This is a genomic window from Lentzea atacamensis (assembly GCF_003269295.1).
GTDB classification, from domain to species: Bacteria; Actinomycetota; Actinomycetes; order Mycobacteriales; family Pseudonocardiaceae; genus Lentzea; species Lentzea atacamensis.
On the sequence record NZ_QLTT01000010.1, the window covers coordinates 304,908 to 322,957 of the forward strand.

The 18,050-nt window shown below is 69.3% G+C and carries 16 protein-coding genes and 1 pseudogene; 6 read left to right on the forward strand and 11 right to left on the reverse strand.

Going from position 1 to position 18,050, the window contains the following annotated elements; translation table 11 throughout:
- Positions 1 to 60: 60 nt before the first annotated feature.
- The 3 genes from C8D87_RS36705 to C8D87_RS36715 form a co-directional block, all read right to left on the reverse strand.
- Positions 61 to 2,895 (reverse strand): AfsR/SARP family transcriptional regulator, encoded by a 2,835-nt coding sequence (locus C8D87_RS36705; protein WP_112230482.1) that lies wholly within the window; start codon positions 2,893 to 2,895, stop codon positions 61 to 63.
- Between the two features lie 321 nt (positions 2,896 to 3,216).
- Positions 3,217 to 3,408, reverse strand: coding sequence for a DUF397 domain-containing protein (locus C8D87_RS36710; protein ID WP_112230484.1), 192 nt, complete (start codon positions 3,406 to 3,408; stop codon positions 3,217 to 3,219).
- 23 nt (positions 3,409 to 3,431) lie between these two features.
- Entirely contained in the window at positions 3,432 to 4,280 is an 849-nt protein-coding gene (locus C8D87_RS36715; protein WP_109633428.1) for a helix-turn-helix domain-containing protein, read from the reverse strand.
- 148 nt (positions 4,281 to 4,428) lie between these two features.
- Here C8D87_RS36715 and C8D87_RS36720 point away from each other — a divergent pair, with 148 nt between their 5' ends.
- Both C8D87_RS36720 and C8D87_RS36725 read left to right on the forward strand, forming a co-directional pair.
- Positions 4,429 to 4,746, forward strand: a complete 318-nt coding sequence (locus C8D87_RS36720) for a hypothetical protein (protein WP_112230486.1) — start codon at positions 4,429 to 4,431, stop codon at positions 4,744 to 4,746.
- A gap of 522 nt (positions 4,747 to 5,268) precedes the next feature.
- The gene (locus C8D87_RS36725; protein ID WP_112230488.1) at positions 5,269 to 7,482 is read left to right on the forward strand and encodes a SulP family inorganic anion transporter; all 2,214 of its coding nucleotides are present in this window, start codon (positions 5,269 to 5,271) and stop codon (positions 7,480 to 7,482) included.
- A 43-nt stretch (positions 7,483 to 7,525) separates the two neighbouring features.
- Here the strand turns inward: C8D87_RS36725 and dacB are convergent, their stop codons facing one another.
- Positions 7,526 to 9,016, reverse strand: a complete 1,491-nt coding sequence (gene dacB, locus C8D87_RS36730) for a D-alanyl-D-alanine carboxypeptidase/D-alanyl-D-alanine endopeptidase (protein WP_233442465.1) — start codon at positions 9,014 to 9,016, stop codon at positions 7,526 to 7,528.
- A complete protein-coding gene (gene gndA, locus C8D87_RS36735; RefSeq protein ID WP_112230490.1) occupies positions 9,013 to 10,443 on the reverse strand; it encodes an NADP-dependent phosphogluconate dehydrogenase in 1,431 nt (476 codons plus the stop codon). Before gndA ends, dacB begins: the two co-directional genes overlap by 4 nt.
- 121 nt (positions 10,444 to 10,564) lie before the next feature.
- Here gndA and C8D87_RS36740 point away from each other — a divergent pair, with 121 nt between their 5' ends.
- Positions 10,565 to 10,867, forward strand: coding sequence for a DUF2218 domain-containing protein (locus tag C8D87_RS36740; RefSeq protein WP_112230492.1), 303 nt, complete (start codon positions 10,565 to 10,567; stop codon positions 10,865 to 10,867).
- On the opposite strand, the gene C8D87_RS36745 is transcribed toward C8D87_RS36740, so the two are convergent.
- Positions 10,850 to 11,443: a LysE family translocator gene (locus C8D87_RS36745; RefSeq protein WP_112230574.1), complete on the reverse strand. Its 594-nt coding sequence runs from the start codon at positions 11,441 to 11,443 to the stop codon at positions 10,850 to 10,852. The genes C8D87_RS36740 and C8D87_RS36745 overlap by 18 nt on opposite strands.
- Positions 11,444 to 11,502: 59 nt before the next feature.
- Here C8D87_RS36745 and C8D87_RS36750 point away from each other — a divergent pair, with 59 nt between their 5' ends.
- Positions 11,503 to 12,012 (forward strand): Lrp/AsnC family transcriptional regulator, encoded by a 510-nt coding sequence (locus C8D87_RS36750; RefSeq protein ID WP_109633438.1) that lies wholly within the window; start codon positions 11,503 to 11,505, stop codon positions 12,010 to 12,012.
- 60 nt (positions 12,013 to 12,072) lie between these two features.
- Here C8D87_RS36750 and C8D87_RS48760 read toward each other — a convergent pair.
- The 4 genes and pseudogenes from C8D87_RS48760 to pyk all read right to left on the reverse strand — a co-directional run.
- Positions 12,073 to 12,273 (reverse strand): annotated as a pseudogene (locus tag C8D87_RS48760) (Uma2 family endonuclease); the annotation flags it as partial.
- Between the two features lie 98 nt (positions 12,274 to 12,371).
- A complete protein-coding gene (locus tag C8D87_RS36760) occupies positions 12,372 to 12,701 on the reverse strand; it encodes a hypothetical protein (RefSeq protein ID WP_112230494.1) in 330 nt (109 codons plus the stop codon).
- On the reverse strand, positions 12,698 to 13,609 hold the full coding sequence (tesB, locus tag C8D87_RS36765; protein ID WP_112230496.1) for an acyl-CoA thioesterase II: 912 nt from the start codon (positions 13,607 to 13,609) through the stop codon (positions 12,698 to 12,700). The genes C8D87_RS36760 and tesB overlap by 4 nt, the downstream gene beginning before the upstream one ends.
- Positions 13,610 to 13,618: 9 nt before the next feature.
- Positions 13,619 to 15,043: a pyruvate kinase gene (gene pyk / locus C8D87_RS36770; RefSeq protein WP_112230498.1), complete on the reverse strand. Its 1,425-nt coding sequence runs from the start codon at positions 15,041 to 15,043 to the stop codon at positions 13,619 to 13,621.
- Between the two features lie 64 nt (positions 15,044 to 15,107).
- Between pyk and C8D87_RS36775 the strand changes: the two genes are divergently transcribed.
- Complete coding sequence (locus C8D87_RS36775; protein WP_112230500.1) at positions 15,108 to 15,452, forward strand: VanZ family protein; 345 nt, start codon at positions 15,108 to 15,110, stop codon at positions 15,450 to 15,452.
- On the opposite strand, the gene C8D87_RS36780 is transcribed toward C8D87_RS36775, so the two are convergent.
- The gene (locus C8D87_RS36780) at positions 15,400 to 16,047 is read right to left on the reverse strand and encodes a DUF2461 domain-containing protein (RefSeq protein ID WP_109633450.1); all 648 of its coding nucleotides are present in this window, start codon (positions 16,045 to 16,047) and stop codon (positions 15,400 to 15,402) included. The two genes, C8D87_RS36775 and C8D87_RS36780, sit on opposite strands and share 53 nt — an antisense overlap.
- A 75-nt stretch (positions 16,048 to 16,122) precedes the next feature.
- Between C8D87_RS36780 and C8D87_RS36785 the strand changes: the two genes are divergently transcribed.
- Positions 16,123 to 18,042: a helicase-associated domain-containing protein gene (locus tag C8D87_RS36785; protein WP_112230502.1), complete on the forward strand. Its 1,920-nt coding sequence runs from the start codon at positions 16,123 to 16,125 to the stop codon at positions 18,040 to 18,042.
- The last annotated feature ends 8 nt before the right edge of the window (positions 18,043 to 18,050 follow it).

Here is an 18,050-nt window from a genome sequence, read left to right on the forward strand (position 1 = left end):
TTCGTCCTGAGGCCTCACCTCAGGCATCGGGCGATCACGCAGTCCTGCCCGGCGAACCCCTTACCCCACCGTCACCGCGCGGGCTCTGGCCAGGCGAGCCCTCACCCCGTCCGCCTCGGAGGCTCCCAGCTCGGTGAACAACGCGAGCGCCCGCTGCCAGTGCGCCGCCGCCCCCGCCGCGCCGAGCCGGTCGAACACCGCCGCCAGCCGGTCGTGTGCCAGCGCCTGGTGGTACGGCGACACCGCGTCGCACGCCACCGCCAGCGCCAGGCGAGCCGATGACAACGCGCCGTCGGTGTCGCCGGTCTCCAGCAACGCCGTGGAGATGTCGACGTGGCACGACGCCTCGCCGCACTGTTCGCCCACCTCGTGGTACATCCGCAGGGCGACCCGCAGCCAGGGCATCGCGTCGTCGAAGCGCTGCGTCGTCAGGTACAGGACCCCGAGGTGGTGGTGGGCGTTGGCCTCGGCCCACTTCGACCCGGCGACCCGCGAGATCTCCATGGCCTCGCGGTAGTGCGCCTCGGCCTCGGCGGCACGACCGAGGTCCTGCAGCGTGCCGGCGATCGTGGTCAGCGCTCGGGCCTGTTGGTGCACGTCTCCCTTGCGGCGGGCCACTTCCAGGGCGCCGCGCTGGGCGTGCAGAGCCTCGTCGTGCCGTTCCAGCTGCACCAACGCCACGCCCAGGTTGAACTGCATGACGAACCGGGCGTCGTCGTCGTTCAGCGCTGTGGCGGCCTGCAACGCGGCTTCCGTGATGCGCAACGAGGTTTCGCGCTCCGTTCGCAGCCACAGGTACCGCGACAACGTGTACGGCAGCTGCCAGGCGTGGACGTGCCAGCCGGCGGCGAAGGCGAGTTCCGTGGCCGCGATCAGGTTGGCACGTTCGGCGTCGAACCAGGCCATCGCGTCCGCCGCACCGGACAGCGCCGGCACGTGGACCGGGCGGTGCTCCGGCGCCACCAGGACGCTGCCGCGGTTGATCGGGAGCATGCCGTCGGCCAGGTCCGCGCAGTGCAGGTAGTAGTCGAGCATGCGACCGGTGGCGGTACGGCGTTCCGGTTCGGAGAGCTCGCCGGCCAGGGTCTTGGTGTAGACGCGGACCATGTCGTGGGCCACGTACCGGCCGGGCTCGCCGACGGACAGCAGGTTGGCGGCGGTCAGCGCGTCCAGGGCCCGCTGGGCTTCCGTCAGCGGGACGTCACCCATCGCCGCGACGACGTGGGTGCTGAGGTCCGCGCCGGGGTGCAGGCCGATGATCGCGAGCAACCGGGACGGCAGCGGCGGCAGAGCACGGCGTGAGGCGTCGAGAGCGGCTCTTACGGTGCCCTCACCGTCCTCCAGGCCGAGTGCGGCGAGCCGTCCGTGCTCGTCCTGCAGCTCCTCGACGAGCTCGGCCACGCGCAAACGAGGGGACACGGCGAGCCGGGCGGCGGCGATGCGCAACGCCAGCGGCAGCCCGTCGCACAGCTCGGCCAGCTCGCGGAAGGCGTGCGTCTCGATGTCCGAGCGTCCGGCGATGCGACCCAGGACGTCCACGGCGGCGTCCTGGTCGAGCATGTCGAGCTCGATCAGCTTGGCCTCGACCTGGGCGACCAGGCCGACCAGGCGGCGGCGCGAGGTCACCACGACGCACGAGGGCGCGCCGGGCAGCAACGGCAGCAGGTCGGCTGAGCTGCGGACGTTGTCCAGCATCACCAGCATGCGGCGGTCGGCCAGCAGCGTCCGCAGCAGGGCAGAGCGTTCGTCCACCGAGACGGGGGTGTCGCCGGCCGGCACACCGAGGGCGCGCAGGAACCGGTTGAGCACCTCACCGATCTCCAGCGGCTCCCGGTTCGGGTCGTAGCCGTGGACGTCGACGTAGAGCTGGCCGTCCGGGAACTCGTCGCGCACCCGGTGCGACCAGTGCAGCGCGAGCGCCGTCTTGCCCACACCCGCGGGACCGGTCACGAGCAGCACCGGGCCGTCATGATCACGCAGCAGCGCGTCCATGAGCGCCTGCTCGGCGTCCCTGCCGATCAACGCGACGGGAGCACGCGGGAGCTGCGCGGGAATCGTCACCGGCGCGGGTTCCGGGGCGGCTGCCTGCGGGGGCACGCGCACCGGCGGGCGTTCCGGCTCCGGGCTGTCGCCCGCCAGCACGGCCTGGTGCACGCGGCGCAGTTCGGGGCCGGGCTCGACCCCCAGCTCCTCGATCAGCACGCGACGGGCCTCGCGGTAGGCAGCCAGGGCCTCCGCCTGCCGGCCGGCCTGGACCAGCGCGCGCATCAGCAGGCCGTGGCCGCGTTCGCGCAACGGGTGCTCGGCGACCATCGAGGTCAGCTGGGACACCAGCTCGGATCCCTGTCCGATCGCCAGGCCCAGTTCGGCGCGTTCCTCCAGCACGGCCAGGCGGCGTTCCACGAGACGACCGCGTTCGACGTCGGCGAAGAGGCCGGAGACACCGCCAAGGGGCTCGGCGCGGAACAGCGCGAGGGCGTCGTCCAGCTCGACCGCGGCTCCGGCGAGATCACCCGCCGCGCGCATGCGGTTCGCGAGCAGGACCTGACGTTCGAACACGTCGAGGTCCAGCGCTCCGGACTCGACGCGCAACAGGTAGCCGTCGCCGACCGACGTCAGCAGCTCGGCCGGGGCCCGGCGAGCGCGGGCCGGCTCCAGCGCTCTGCGCAGTCCGGCCACGTAGGTCTGGACCAAATTCACCGCGCTGGAGGGCACGTTGTCGCCCCAGACCGCCTCGATGATCTGCCCGCGGCTGACCGGTGTGTTGCGCGCCAACAGGAGCACCGCGAGGACGGCGCGCTGCTTCGCCGCACCGAGATCAACCTCTTGACCTGCGCGAACGACTCGGAGAAGGCCGAGAACCTCGAACCGCAGGGGCTCCTCGCCGTGCGTCACCGACCTGTCCTTCGCCTGGTGGTCACCTGGAGCTTGAAGATCACTTCAGTCGGGCTCCAGTCGTGCTGTAGAAGGCATTCTTACGCTTAGCGTGTCCAACCAACCACAGACGGCGAGATCAACGGAAACCGAGATCGAGCAGTCGGAGCAGGTTGGACCGGACAGCGGAACACCCGCTGCTCCCCATGATCGACGTGGGCCGGCCGGCGTGCAAGGGGCATCCAGCCCGCGGCGGCGGAACGCCGGCCGGCCCACGTCCCCTAACGCGAGAAGGCCTCCGGCTGGACTTCCAGCCGGAGGCCTTCTTCGTTCGGATCTGGATCAGCTGACAAAAGAGCCGGTCTTCGCGGCGGCGAGGAAGGTCTCCCATCCGGCGTCACCGAACTTCAACCGCGCCCCGTCCGCGTTCTTGCTGTCACGGACAGCCGCACCAGACGAGACGAGCGCGATCTCCACGCACTCGGGCCCACCGGCGGACGAACGGCTGCTCTTGCGCCAACGCAAGCTTTCCACTGTCTGTTCACTCCCGGTCGCAGTCACGCGAGAGTGCGAGCGATCTCGGTGATCAGGGTTGCTGATTCCCTCGGGCTCAGGGCGGAGTTCACCAGCCGCTCGAACATCTCGGCGTACCAATGGACGTCTGACTGTTGCTCCAGATAGACGCCACTCCTTGTGCTTTCGATGTACACGACTTCGGGGTCGAGCTGCTCGGGAAAGCTCAGGATGACGAACGGGCCGTCCATCGCAGCGTGACCACCGGCGCTGAACGGCACGACCTGCATCGTGACGTTCGGCAGTGCACCGACTTCGAGAAGACGCGCCATCTGGGTGCGCATCACCCCGGCGCCGCCGACGAGCCTGCGCAGGGCCGCCTCGTCGATCACGACGTGCAGGCGCAACGGGTCGTCTTCGCTCAGCAAGGCCTGCCGTGCCTTGCGCAACCGGACTCGCCGGTCGATCTCCGCGGTGCTCGCACCCGGCAGCACCTGGGAGATCAACGCCCTCGTGTACGCCTCGCACTGCAGCAGGCCCGGGATCATCAGTCCCTGGTAGGTCCTGATCGAGTCCGCGTCGGCCTCGTACCCCACGTAACGACCGGGCACGATGTCGCCGAACTCGTCCCACCACGCCTTGCGGCGGGCCTCCCTGGCCAGCTGGACCAGTTCGTCGAGGGTGACGGTGTCCGCACCGTAGGCGGTGAGCATGTCCCGCACGTCGCGCGGGCTCACCCCCACCCGGCCCGTCTCGATGCGGCTGATCTTGGAGGCAGAGCACTCCAGCCGCTCGCCCACCTCCTCGATCGTCAGCTCGGCCGCTTCGCGCAGTCGCCTGAGCTCGCTCACGAGCCGTCGCTTGCGCAGGGTCGGGCTGCTACCCCGTGGCATCCACACCTCCTGGTCCTGTCTCAGTTTGAGAGCAAAGGAGGTCGCCGCAAAGGGACGTCATCCATTCGTGTAGTGCAACTTGCAGATCGCAGTTGGGTCACGCCAGGCTGCATGGGCTGCTTACGCAAGGACTGGAGCTCTGAGCCTGATGGCCGTCACGGTGTTCAGCCAACTGGACAAGTCGCTGCACTCACACCTGGCCACACTCACCGAACTGGCTCAGCACGGCGACGACCAGACGGCCCTCGTGCTCGCCAGGGTAGAGCTGCCGAGGGTCGTCGCGGTGGTCAAGGCGCTGCTGGACGAGCACCAGCCCGACGAGCACGGCCGGTGCGCTACCTGCAAGCGCGGCTGGTTCTCCCGCAGGCTGCCCGCACCGTGCCGTGCCTATCTTTCGGCGCAGCTGATCCTGACCGTGGTGGGCCAGGAGACTTCACACGGCAAGCACCTGCGCTCGGTAGGCTGAATTTCGGAACTCGATAGTTCTTCAGTTCCTGGGCCGGCTCCGCACCCCCCGACCGGAGCCGGCCCGTCTGGCGCCGTGGCCGTCAACCTTCACCGCGTCTCCGCCGCTCAGCAGGGCGCCTCGCGGCACCGGCCCCACGTCCACAGCCAACCAGGATGAGAACGCGGGGCCGGCACCACGATGCACCCGTCTGACCGACGGATACGGAGCAAAGGCTGACGGTCACGGCACCATGCCATCACCTCCAGTGACGTTACGGGTCAAGATCAACACGGTTGGCTGAAACTTCTGCCACAGCACCGATTCCGCCGCCATCATGGTGGCGACGCGGCCTGATCTGACCCGATGCCTGTGCCGACACGGAGGTGCTCCCGTGCCGACCCCGCATGACCGCGCCGACGCGCTCGCTGCCGTTCGGCCGCGCCGCTTGCTGCCCTTAGGGCGCCTCTAGCGAACTCCCCTCCCCTCGCCCTGTGCCGCGCGCAGGGCCATGCCCCTGTTCCTTGAAAGGGAAACGTCGTTGTGAACCATCTGCAGAAGTCCGACGCCGGCGATCACACCCCGCACGGTCCACCGCTGGTTCTCCGGCACGACCTGCCCGCGAGCTTCGTGCTGTTCCTGATCTCGATCCCGCTGTCGCTCGGGATCGCGCACGCGACCGGCGCGCCGCTGATGGCCGGGATCATCTCCGCCGTCGTCGGCGGCGTGGTGGTCGGCGCGCTCAGCGGGGCGCCGTTGCAGATCAGCGGACCTGGCACCGGGCTCGTGGTGATCGTGGCCGGGCTGGTGGCGCAGTTCGGGTGGGCTGCCACCGCGGCGATCACACTGGCCGCGGGCGTGCTGCAGCTGGCGCTGGGACTCACCGGGATCAGCCGGCTGGTGATGTCGCTGTCCCCCGCCATCGTGCACGGAATGCTCGCGGGCATCGGCATTTCCATCGCCGCCGGGCAGCTCGTGGTGGTGCTGGGCGGCACGGCGTCGTCGTCCGTGCCCGAGAACGTCGCCCTGCTGCCGGCGGAGCTGGCGGGGTCGCACGTCGGGTCGCTGACGGCCGGTGCGGTGGCGATCGCGGCTTTGCTGCTGTGGCCACGGGTTCCGCGCGCCGCCGCGGTGCCCGCGCCGTTGGTGGCGGTGGGCGCGTCGACGCTGCTCGCGTACGTGCTGCAGCTGGACGTCGCTCGAGTCGACCTGCCGGACAGCCACGCGCTGGTGTTCCCGGAGATGCCGCGGGGCAGTGCCGGAGCGGTCGCCGCGGCGGTCGCCACCGTGGCGGTGGTGGCGAGCATGGAGTCGTTGCTGTCCGCGGTCGCGACCGACCGGCTGCACGACGGGCCGCGCGCCCGGCTGGACAAGGAACTGATCGCGCAGGGCACCGGGAACGTGCTCGCCGGCGCGCTGGGCGGGCTGCCGATCAGCGGTGGGCTCGCCCGCAGCTCCACGAACGTCGCGGCGGGCGCGAAGACCCGGTACAGCGCGATTCTGCAGGGTGTGTGGATCGCCGTGGCGGTGCTGGCGTTCCCCGTCGCGCTGGAGCAGATCCCGCTCGCGGCGCTGGCGGGCGTGCTCTTCGTGGTCGGGTTGAAGCTCGTGTCGCCGGACCGGATGCGGACGCTGTGGCGGCACCAGGAGTTCCTGGTGTACGCGGCGACCGTGCTCGGCGTCGTCCTCTTCGGACTGCTGGAAGGCGTGGTCGTCGGCCTCGCCATCGCGCTTCTGCGCGCGTTGTACCGGTTGACGCACTGTTCGGTGCGCGTCGAGGGCAACCGGGTGTGCGTGCGCGGATCGCTGGTGTTCCTCGGGGTCGGGCGGCTCGTGCGCGAGCTGCGCCGGTTGCCGCTGGGCCAGACCGTGGTGCTGGAGCTGCACATCGACTACCTGGACCACGCGTCGTACGAGGCGATCAACGACTGGCGCGAGGGCTACGAACGGCTCGGCGGGCTGGTGCGCGTCGACGAGGTGCACGACACCTGGTACGACCAGGCGGACCAGGGCAAACCGGGGCGGCGCAAGACGTTGCCCGGCCCGTTGCCGCGCTGGTTCGCACCGTGGTCGCACTGGCAGGGCTCGCCGGGCTCGGTGCTGCTGCCGGCGCAACGGTCCTCGGTCGAGGGCGATCCGATGATCCTGGGAATGCACGAGTTCGAGCGGCGGTCGGCACCGCTGGTGCGGCCGTTCCTGCACGAGCTGGCGCTGCGCGGGCAGCAACCACAGCAGCTGTTCATCACCTGCGCGGACTCCCGCGTGGTGCCGAACCTGATCACCACGTCCGGGCCGGGTGATCTCTTCTGCGTGCGCAACATCGGGAACCTGGTGCCGATGGTCTCCGCCGAGGACAGGTCTGTCGGCGCGGCGATCGAGTTCGCGGTCGAGGTGCTGAACGTCAGCTCGATCGTCGTTTGTGGACACTCCGACTGCGGTGCGATGAAGGCACTGGTGCGGGGAACCGCCGCGCGCGGCACGCACCTGCACTCGTGGCTGCGCAACGCGGAACCGTCGCTGATCCGGTTCCACGCGCCGACTTCGCCCGGCTGCGCGGAACTGCCGGTGGCGGACCGGCTCGCGGTCGCGAACGTCGCGCAGCAGCTGGACAACCTGCTCGGCTACCCGAGCGTGCGCGAGGCGATCACCGCGGGCACCCTGACGTTGAAGGGCATGTACTTCGACATCTCCAACGCCCGCGTCTACCTGGTCGACCCGGACCGCAACGGGCTGGAGCCGGTGCCTTCACCGGCCTAGAAACCCCGGAGCCGCCTCGGTTTCCCGGGGCGGCTCCAGTTCTCTAGCAGCTGCCGATCCACGAGCACTCGACGTCGTAACGTTCCTGAGGCGCCGACTCGATCCTCGGTGTGGCCACGCCGGCGCCGCCGTCCGAGGCCAGGCGCACGACGATCCTGTCCTCCACCGTCTTCGGGTTGACGGACCGCAGGACGTTGTTCTGCACCACCGAGAACACGAGCTCCCGGTTGTCCTGCGTCCTCACGTAACCGGACAGGGACGAGACGCCGGTGAGCGATCCCGTCTTGGCCTTCACGTTGCCCGCGGCCGGGGTGTTCTTCATGCGGTTGACGAGCGTGCCGTCGACACCGGCGACCGGCAGCGACGCCTGCCACGCCGCGAACCACGGCTTGGTCTTCGCCTTGAGCAGCAACGAGGCGAGGTCGTCCGGCGAGAACTGGCTCATCCGCGACAGGCCGGAGCCGTCGAAGACCTCGACCGAGTTCGGGTCGACGCCGAGACCCGGCCACGTGGTGCTGAGCTGGCGGACGCCGTTCGAGAACGAGCCGCCCGCAGTCTTGACCAGCACCTCCGCCAGCATGTTGTTGCTGTTCTTGAGCAACGGCACGTTCAGCTGGCTCAGCGGGGCGGACTCGTCGGACGCGAGCACCGCGGCACCGGCCGGCGCCTTGGCCCGCTTGACCCCGCCCGTGACGACGATCCCGTTCTGCTTCAACGCCTTGCGGAACACCGACGTGACGAGCCCCGCCGGATCCTTGACCGTCGAGAGCCTGGTGGTCTCGACGGACGTGGAACCGCTGACCCTGATCACGTTCGTGCCGTGCTCGCGCTCCACGGAGATGCCCGCGGTGCCGGTCGTCGCCGTGGAGACGATCTGCACGTGGTCGTTGGCCGGCTCGACGCTGACCACGGCCGGGGCACCCGCCGCGGCACCCGGCTTCACGCGCACGATCACCGTGCCGGCGCTGAACTTCTCGTCCGGCGACAGCGTGAGCGCCGACGTCTCCGCGTTGTACGAGTAGGGCTCGTCGTCCCACGCCCAGCCGGTTCCGTACGGCTGAGCGTCGAACTTGGTGTCGTCGACGACCAACGCGCCGTTGACCACCTTGACCCCGCTGGCTTTCAACGTGTCCGCGAGCTGCTGGTAGCGCTTCTGCGACATCGTCGGGTCACCGCCGCCGCGCAACACCAGGTCGCCGTTGAGCACCGGCCCGAACCTCGTGCCGTTCGACACCAGCTCGGTCTTCCAGCGGTGGTCCGGTCCCAGCAGGTCCAGCGCCGCGGCGGTGGTGACCATCTTCATGTTCGACGCGATCTGCGAACGCCGGCCGCTCTGCCTGGTGTAGACGACCTCACCGGTGGTCGCGTCCCGCACGATCACGCCGACGTCGGCGCCCTTGAGCGCCCCGACGGCGAGAATCGCGTCGAGATCGGCGGTCAGCGCTTCGTTGCCGACCGCCACCGCGCCGCCGCTGGACGTCAGGGTCAACCCTGCCGCCACAGCGACGACCGCCCCCAGTAAGTGAAATTTCACGCTTCCACCTCGGTCCTGTCTCCCGACCACAGCGTGTGGAAGCTACCGGGCTTGTCGGTGCGCCGGTAAGTGTGCGCGCCGAAGAAGTCCCGCTGTCCCTGGACGAGGGCGGCGGGCAGGCGCTCGGAGCGAAGACCGTCGTAGTAGGCCAGCGCGGACACGAACCCCGGCGTCGGCACACCGGATTCGACCGCACGGACCACGACCCTGCGCCAGGCTGCTTCCGCGTTCTGCACCGCGTCGCGGAAGTAGTTGTCCACCAACAGGGACGCGATGTCCGGGTTCGCGTCGTAGGCCTCGCGGATGCGGTTGAGGAACTGCGCTCGGATGATGCAGCCGCCGCGCCAGATCGTCGCCATGGCGCCGAGGTCGATGTTCCACTCGAAGTTCTTCGATGCTTCGCGGATCATGTCGAAGCCCTGCGCGTACGCGACGACCTTCGACGCGTAGAGCGCCTGGCGCACGTCGTCGACCAGTTCGGCGTCCGGCTTCGCCACGACCTCGCTGGCACCGAACGCGTCGCGCACGGCCTTGCGCTGGTCGGTGTGGCCGGACAGCGAGCGCGCGAACACGGCCTCGGCGATTCCGGTGACCGGGACGCCCAGTTCCAGCGCCTCCTGCACGGTCCAGCGGCCGGTGCCCTTCTGCTCAGCCGCGTCCTCGATGACCTGCACCAGCGGCGTGCCGCCCGCGTCGACGTGCTTGAGGACCTCGGCGGTGATCTCGACCAGGTACGACTCCAGGTCGCCGGAGTTCCACTGCGTGAACACCTCGGAGATCTCGGCGGGAGTCTGCCCGCCGACGCGGCTCAGCAGGTCGTACGCCTCGGCGATCAGCTGCATGTCGGCGTACTCGATGCCGTTGTGCACCATCTTCACGAAGTGCCCGGCGCCGTCCGGCCCGACGTGCACGCAGCACGGCTGACCGTCCACCTTGGCCGCGATCTCCTCGAAGACCGGGCCGACGTGCTTGTACGACTCGGCGGGACCGCCCGGCATGATGCTGGGGCCGTTGAGCGCGCCCTCCTCGCCACCGGAGATGCCGGCGCCGACGAACAGCAGCCCCTTCTCCTTCAGCGCGGCCTCACGGCGGCGCGTGTCGGCGTAGTGGGCGTTGCCGCCGTCGATGACCATGTCGCCGGGCTCCAGCAGCCCGCTCAGCTCGTCGATGACGGCATCGGTCGGGCCGCCCGCCTTGACCATGATGATGATCTGGCGCGGCGTCTGCAGGCTGTCCACGAGATCCTGCAGCGTCTCGGCGCCGACGAAGTCGCCCTCGTGACCGTGCTCCTCGAGCAGGGCCTTCATCTTCGCGGGCGTCCGGTTGTGCACGGCGACTTTGAAGCCGTGCCGCGCGAGGTTGCGCGCGAGGTTGCTGCCCATGGTGGCGAGACCGGTGACCGCGATGCGTGCTTTGCCTTCCGTCATAGCGGACAGCCTGCCGTGTTCTCTCTCGTTTCGCGAGACGTCACAGGGTCTTCTCAGACTCTGTTTTGCCAGGTGAACCGCGTCACGCTGCGGTACGTATGGCTAGGCGTAAGTTGGCTTCATGACCGAATTCACGAGCGTGGGACGCTCGGCGACGGACCGTGCCTCCAGGTACGGCTCGCAGCTGGTGAAGCACTTCACGCACAAGGACCTGGAGGGGTCCTGGGAGGACGGACGCGGCTTTGTCAGGTTCTCGCTGGGGCTGGCGGAGTTCACGGCCGCGGACGACGCGTTGATCATGCGCGTGGTGTCTTCGTCGGAGGACGACGTGGCGCGGTTGCGCGACGTCGTCGAACGGCACCTGGTCCGGTTCGGAAACCGGGAGGAGCTCACCGTGTCCTGGGACTCAGGCAGCCAGGACTGACGCTGCCATACCGATGAGAGCGGTACCACAGACCCGCTCGAACGTCGCGCGGATCTTGGGCTTGCTCAGCAGCGCGCCCAGCTGACGGGCGAGCGGCACGACGATCACCCAGAACATCGCGAACACCCCGACGGTGACCGCGCTGAGGAGCGCGGCCTGCGGCAGCGGCGCGCTGCGCGGGTCCATGGCCTGCGGGATGAGGCTCAGGAACGTGAGCATCACCTTGGGGTTCAACAGGTCGCACAGCATGCCGCGCAGGAAGACGTTGCCCTTGTGCTGCTGTTCCTGCGTGGCCTTGCTCGCCGTCCTCAAGGTCATGAACCCGACGTAGGCCAGGTACAGCGCGCCGATGACCTTGACCACGAGCAACGCCGTCGGCACCGCGGCCACCAGCGCGCTCAGGCCGATGGTGGCGAGCGTGGCGTGGATCATCAGCCCGGTGATCACACCGAGCGCCGCCTCGACCCCCAGGCGCAGGCTCCGCACCGCGTTGCCCATGATCAGCACGAGGTCCGGCCCCGGCACGATCATGATGATCAGGAGAGCGACCAGGAACGACGTCCACGCGATGTGCATGGGCTGATCGTCGTTCACTCGTTCGAGCGAGTTCCAGCTAGTCAGTACGATATTCGGTCATGCGCGAACAAGCCGAACTCGATTCGGTCGACTGGCACATCCTGGAGGAGTTGCAGAACGACGCGACCCTGCCGAACCGGACACTGGCGGAGATCGTCGGCCTGGCGCCCTCGTCGTGCCTGCAGCGGGTGCGGCGGCTGCGTGAGCTCGGGGTGATCACGGGATGCCACGCGGTGGTCGACCCGGCCACGACGGGGCTGCCGCTGGAGGCCGTGGTGTCGGTGAACGTGCGGCCGCACACCCGGCCGGTGGTGGCGGCGTTCCGGGCGTTCGTGATGGCTCAGCCGGAGACCCGGTCGATCTTCCACGTCTCCGGGCAGGCGGACTTCCTCATCCACATCGCTGTCGCGGATTCCACGCACCTGCAGGCGTTCCTGATGGACAAGATCGCGTCGCGGACCGAGGTGCGGAACCTGACGAGCTCGGTGGTGCTGGAGCGGGTGGAGACGCGGGCGTTGACGCCGCCGGCGAACCTGCGGCCGACTCACCGGCGGCGTCGAGCGGACTAGCGCAGGCGAGCGAGGGCGTCGAGGTCGAACGTCAGCGTGGCCGGACGGGCTCAACTCAACCTTGCCCGTGCCGTCTTCGACGGGCTTGTAGACCCCATCGACAAGTTCGAACGCCACCAGCCTGACGGGTTCGTCAAGCTCAACGAGCCAGTAGTGGGCGATGCCGACTTTCGCGTACTGCGTCGGCTTCGTGACTCGGTCGGCGCGCTCCGACCCGGGTGACACGATCTCGACCGCAAGCACCACGTCCGCCGCCGCAAACCGCTTCGGACCGCGGACCGCCGCCTCGGTGGTCCGGCAAGGGCTTGGTCACTCAGGCAGGTGGTTCGAACTGGTGTACGAGGTCACTCCCGATCGGGTTACTGGTCGTCGTCGTCGAACGGCTCGTGGTGCCAGCGCCACCCGGCAGTGCCGTCTCCGTGGACGTGGAGCCAGAACTCGGGCACCGGTTCTCCGTCCGGATACGTCATCGTGAGCGACTTCCGGATCTGGTGGTAGCAGGCGTCGGCCCGTTCGGGGTCCTCGTCGTCGATGGCTCGCTCCTGGTCGGCGAAGACCGGCCGGAACTCCTCGAAACCGGGCAACGTCTCGATGGTCGCGTGCATCCACGGGAAGTCTCCGCCCGTCACCGTCAGGCGGGCGATCTCCTGACCCTCGTGGTGCAGCCGCCAGACATCACCGGTGTTCACTCGTCATCGCCGGAAGGCTTGAGCACCCGGATCAGGCCCTCCTGCACCACCGTCGCCACCAGCTGCCCGTCCCGCGAGAAGAACTGCCCGGTGGCCAGCCCGCGGTTCCCGGACGCCGACGGCGAAGCTGTGTCGTACAACAGCCACTCGTCGGCCCGGAACGGCCGGTGGAACCACATCGCGTGGTCCAGAGAAGCACCGACGACCTTGTCCAGTCCCCAGTACACGCCGTGCTTGGCAAGAACCCCGTCCAGCAGGGTCATGTCCGACGCGTAGGTCATGATGCAGATGTGGAGCATCGGGTCGTCCGGCAGCTTGCCGTCGGCCTTCATCCACACCCGTGACGCGGCCTCGCCCGGACCGTCCTCACGCGACTCCCACGGCGGCTCGGTGACGTACCGCACGTCGATCGGGCGCGGGAACTTCGACGTGTGGAGCCCGTAGCCCGCGGCCGACTCGGTCCACGTGGCCAACGACTCGGGGTCCGGCACGGCCGGCATCGGGGAACCGTGCTCGACGCCCTGCTCCTCCAGCTGAAACGAGGCGGAGAGGGCGAAGATCGCCTTGCCGTGCTGCACGGCGACGACGCGGCGCGTGGTGAACGAGCGGCCGTCGCGGATGCGGTCCACCTCGTACACGATCGGCACGCGCGGGTCGCCGGGCCGGATGAAGTACGAGTGCAGCGAGTGCACCCGGCGTTCGGCCGGGACGGTGCGACCGGCGGCGACCAGGGCCTGGCCCGCCACCTGCCCGCCGAAGACGCGCACGGGCGACTCGGCGGGCGACACACCGCGGAAGATGTTCTCCTCGATGCGTTCCAGGTCGAGCAACGCGACCAGGTCGTCCACTGCGGACTGTCCGCTCAGGCCCGACGGGCTCATCGCAGCGGCGCGGGCGGCCTCTGTCACGAAGTACTCCTAGGCGTGGTCGTCCTCCCCCAGCCGGTGCACCCGGATGAGGTTCGTCGACCCAATGGTGCCAGGAGGCGAACCGGCGACGACCACCATGAGGTCACCCGGCTGGTAACGACCGATCTCCAGCATCGAGCTGTCGACCTGGCGGACCATCTCGTCGGTGGACTCCACCTTCGGGACCAGGAACGTCTCGGTGCCCCACGTCAGCGAGAGCTGCGAGCGCACCGACTGCTCCGGCGTGAACGCCAGCAGCGGGAGGTGCGTGTGCAGCCTGGCCAGCCGGCGGACGGTGTCGCCGGACTGCGTGAAGGCGACCAGGGCCTTGGCGTTGAGACGCTCGCCGATGTCGCGGGCCGCGTACGAGATCACGCCGCGCTTGGTGCGCGGGACGTGGGTCAGCGGCGGCACGACGACGGACTCGGTCTCGACGGCCTCGATGATGCGGCCCATGGTCTTGACCGACTCGATGGCGTAGCGGCCGACGGAGGTCTCGCCGGAGAGCATCAGGGCGTCCGCGCCGTCGAGGACCGCGTTCGCGACGTCGGACGTCTCGGCGCGGGTCGGGCGGGAGTTGCTGATCATCGAGTCCAGCATCTGGGTCGCGACGATGACCGGCTTGGCGTTCTCGCGGGCGATCTGGATCGCTCGCTTCTGCACCAGCGGCACGCTCTCCAGCGGCAGCTCGACGCCCAGGTCACCGCGGGCGACCATGACGCCGTCGAAGGCGAGGACGATGGCCTCGAGGTTGTCCACGGCCTCCGGCTTCTCGATCTTCGCGATCACCGGGAGGCGCTTGCCTCCCGAACGGTCCATGACCTGGTGGACCAGGTCGATGTCCGCCGGGGAGCGCACGAACGACAGAGCGATGAAGTCCACGCCCAGCTGGAGCGCGAACTCGAGGTCCTCGATGTCCTTCTCCGACAGCGCGGGCACGGAGACGTCCATGCCGGGCAGCGAGAGGCCCTTGTTGTTGCTGACTGGCCCGCCCTCGGTGACCTCGCACACGACGTCGGAACCTTCGACGTCGACGACCACGAGGCCGACCTTGCCGTCGTCCACGAGCAGGCGGTCGCCGACCTTGGCGTCCTTCGCGAGCTCCTTGTACGTCGTCGACACGCGGTCGTGCGTGCCTTCGACGTCCTCGACGGTGATGCGGACCACGTCGCCGGTGTTCCAGTCGACCGGACCCGCGGCGAACCGGCCGAGGCGGATCTTGGGGCCCTGGAGGTCGGCGAGGATGCCCACCGCGCGGCCCGACTCGTCAGCCGCTGCGCGGACCATGTCGTAGACCTGCTTGTGGTCGGCATGGCTGCCGTGGCTGAAGTTCATCCTGGCCACGTCCATACCGGCCGCTACCAGGTCGCGGACCTTGTCCGGCGTGCCAGTGGCGGGACCGAGGGTACAGACGATCTTTGCGCGTCGACTCACGTCTGCAGAGACTAGTCCTGGTTCCTGGACCGATCCCGAACTACCCGCCGGTAATGTTCCGACAATGGGTCGAGTCCTTCCCTTCGTGACCGCAGCGTTGCTCAGTGTCGTCATTTTGTTCACCCCCGAGTCAGGTGTGCCCACCGCGCCGCCGGGTACGGACAAGGTCATCCACGCGCTGCTGTTCGCGTTGCTCGCGTTCACCGGCATTTACGCGAAGATTTCTCGCATTTTGCCGCTGCTCGTGGTCTACGCCGGCGTTTCGGAGGTGCTGCAGGAGCTGATCACGCCCCTGCACCGCAGCGGCGACGTGCTCGACGCGCTGGTGGACGTGCTCGGGATCGGGCTGGGCTGGGCTACCGCGACCTGGCTTCGCTCACGCCGACGTGGTCCTCGCACCACGCGTTGAAGTCCTTGAGCTGCCGCCACGACTTTCGGACGCGGTCGAGGCACGCGGGCTCGTGCAGCACGTCGTCCGGCTCCCAGACCTTCCGCACGTAGATCGACCGGTGCTTGAGCAGGTCGAGGTGCGGGTGGTCGTCGGCGAACCCGCGCGGCCTGGACCTCATCACGTCGCCGCACAGCGTCCAGCCCTGCTTGACCAGCTTGTCGACGATCTTGCGCAGCAGGACGCCGTGCGCGTCGACGGAGGCGCGGTAGCGGGCGAGCTGGTCGGACGCCATGTGGAACGACCCGCCGCCGGTCATCAGTCCCTCGGGACTGATCTGCACGTAGTACGCGCCGCCGCCACGTCCCTTTTCGATGACGCCGCCGCAGTGCGTCTTGTACGGCGTCTTGTCCTTGGCGAACCGCACGTCCCGGTACGGGCGGAAGACCTTGCCAGGACCGAACTCCTTCTCCAGCGCGGCGAGCAGCGCCTCCATCGGCCCCCGCACGTCCCGCAGGTACGTCTCCTTGTTGTCGTCCCAGTACGCCTTCGAGTTGTCCAGTTCCAGACCGTCGTAGAAGTCGATGGCGTACTCGCCGAAACCGCTGAACGTCACCGCAACAGCCTAGGCGGATCGCCCATGCGCGTGAAATTCGTTTGAAGGCACACGATCACGGCCATAATCAGATGAATGGCCCGCCGTATCAACGCGCTCGCGACCTGGCTTCACCAACTCGAGCCGGACGAGGTGGCCGCGATACTCGTGCACCGCCGCGACGTGGCGGACCGCTACATCCGGACGTTGAAGGACCTCGCGACGCAGCTCACCGACTCGGACTCGGTGCACGCCGCGGAGGACACACTGGACCAGGGCGCGATCGACGTGCTGGGCGCGATCGTCGCGATGGGCAACTCGGGGACGATCGACCTGGTCTGCACCGAGCTGCACTGCTCGGTCGGCGACTTCGAACGGGCCTTCGGACAGCTCAAGGAACGGGCGCTGGCGTGGCCCGATGGCGCGCGGCTCATCGCGGTGAACTCGGTGCGGGCCACCGGCGCGGCAGGTGGTCAGCTCACGCTGCGGCCGAAGACCCCGCGCGTGCGCAAGGCGTCGGCGGTCTCACCGGTGGTCGCCGCCATGTCCACTGTGGACGGTGTCGCGCGGCTGCTCGCACACTGCGAACAGGACAGTTTCGACGCCCGCTACACCGGTGGCGTGGCGACCGTGGAGATTCGCCGGGTCGCGCGGGCGTTACGGGTCGCCGACTCCGTCCTGCGCCTCTGGCTGGAGCTCGCGGTCGAGGCTCAGCTGATCGGCATCGAACGCCACCGGCTGCTGCCGACCAAGCACGGTGACGACTGGCTCGACTCGCATCCCGGCACACGGCTCGCGGCGCTGGTCAACGCGTGGCGGCGGATGGATTGGCGGCCGGAGCCGGACCAGGCGCGGGCGGCGTTGCGCGACTACACCGGTGCCGCGGGGCTCGCGTTGCGGCGCACCGCGCTGGAGCGGTTCTCGGCCGACGTCGCGTTCGCGGACACCGGCGAGCTGGTCGACGACCTGGTGTGGGAGCGGCCTGCCGTGCACGACCCGCGCGCGACGGCGGCGGTGATCAGCGAGATGGAGTCGCTGGGACTGGTGGCCGGCGGCGCGCTGACGCCGCTGGGTGTGGCGGTGCGGGAAGGCGGCGACATCGAGGCCGCGGCGAGCGGCCTGATGCCACCCGCCGCTGGGAAAGCCGCGTTCCAGACGGACATGACCGCCGTGGTGAACGGGCTGCCGTCGCCGGAGCTGAGCGCGACGCTGAACCTGGCGGCGGACCTGGAGGACAACGACGCCGCAAGGGTGTGGCGTCTGTCCGCCGGTTCGGTGCGGCGCGCGTTGGACACCGGGCTCACCGCCGAGGAGCTGCTGGCGAAGCTCGCCGCGGTGTCGGAAGCGCCGTTGCCGCAGGTGATCGAGTACCAGGTGCAGGACGTGGCGCGACGGCACGGGCAGCTGACGGTGACCGACGTGGCGAGCTGCCTGCGGGCCGAGGACCAGTCGCTGCTGCAGGAGATCGCCAGGTCGAAGCGGCTGGCGTCGCTCAAGCTGCGGTTGCTGGCGCCGACCGTGCTGGCCTCCGCGCGGCCGATGGCGGAGACGCTGGCGGCGTTGCGCCGGGCCGGTTACGCGCCGACCGGGGTCGACACCGGTGATCAGTCCATTGTGGAGCAGGTGGAACGGCTGCGTGCACCGGCCCGCGGCGAGCGCAGGCCGGACCGGTGGTGGCGCACCGAGCTGGACGACCTGGAGCTGACCCAGCTCGCGATCCGGCTGGTCGAGCAGGAACGGCCGACCGTCGGCAGGGGCACGCCGCGGGCCAGCGCGGCGCGGATGCTGCGCGACCAGAACGTCTTCCTGCGCGACGAGGAGGTGCTGATCCTGGCGACGGCGCTGGTCGCGGGGCACCAGGTCGAGATCAAGTACGCGAGCGGCCCGCGGCAGCTGGAGACGCACGTGATCACGCCGGCCAAGCACCTGGAGGGTGTGCTGACCGCGGAGTGCGAGGACGGGTCGACCCGCGAGTTCGCGATCGGGCACGTCCGCAAGGTCGTGGTGCCGGTATGAACAGCAGG

Bases quoted from the DNA above. Each gene is read 5' to 3' on its own strand.
- C8D87_RS36775 (WP_112230500.1), top strand. From the start codon at position 15,108: ATGGGTCGAGTCCTTCCCTTCGTGACCGCAGCGTTGCTCAGTGTCGTC.
- C8D87_RS36715 (WP_109633428.1), bottom strand. From the start codon at position 4,280: ATGCCACGGGGTAGCAGCCCGACCCTGCGCAAGCGACGGCTCGTGAGC.
- C8D87_RS36785 (WP_112230502.1), top strand. From the start codon at position 16,123: ATGGCCCGCCGTATCAACGCGCTCGCGACCTGGCTTCACCAACTCGAG.
- C8D87_RS36750 (WP_109633438.1), top strand. From the start codon at position 11,503: ATGCGCGAACAAGCCGAACTCGATTCGGTCGACTGGCACATCCTGGAG.
- gndA (WP_112230490.1), bottom strand. From the start codon at position 10,443: ATGACGGAAGGCAAAGCACGCATCGCGGTCACCGGTCTCGCCACCATG.
- C8D87_RS36745 (WP_112230574.1), bottom strand. From the start codon at position 11,443: ATGCACATCGCGTGGACGTCGTTCCTGGTCGCTCTCCTGATCATCATG.
- C8D87_RS36720 (WP_112230486.1), top strand. From the start codon at position 4,429: ATGGCCGTCACGGTGTTCAGCCAACTGGACAAGTCGCTGCACTCACAC.
- C8D87_RS36740 (WP_112230492.1), top strand. From the start codon at position 10,565: ATGACCGAATTCACGAGCGTGGGACGCTCGGCGACGGACCGTGCCTCC.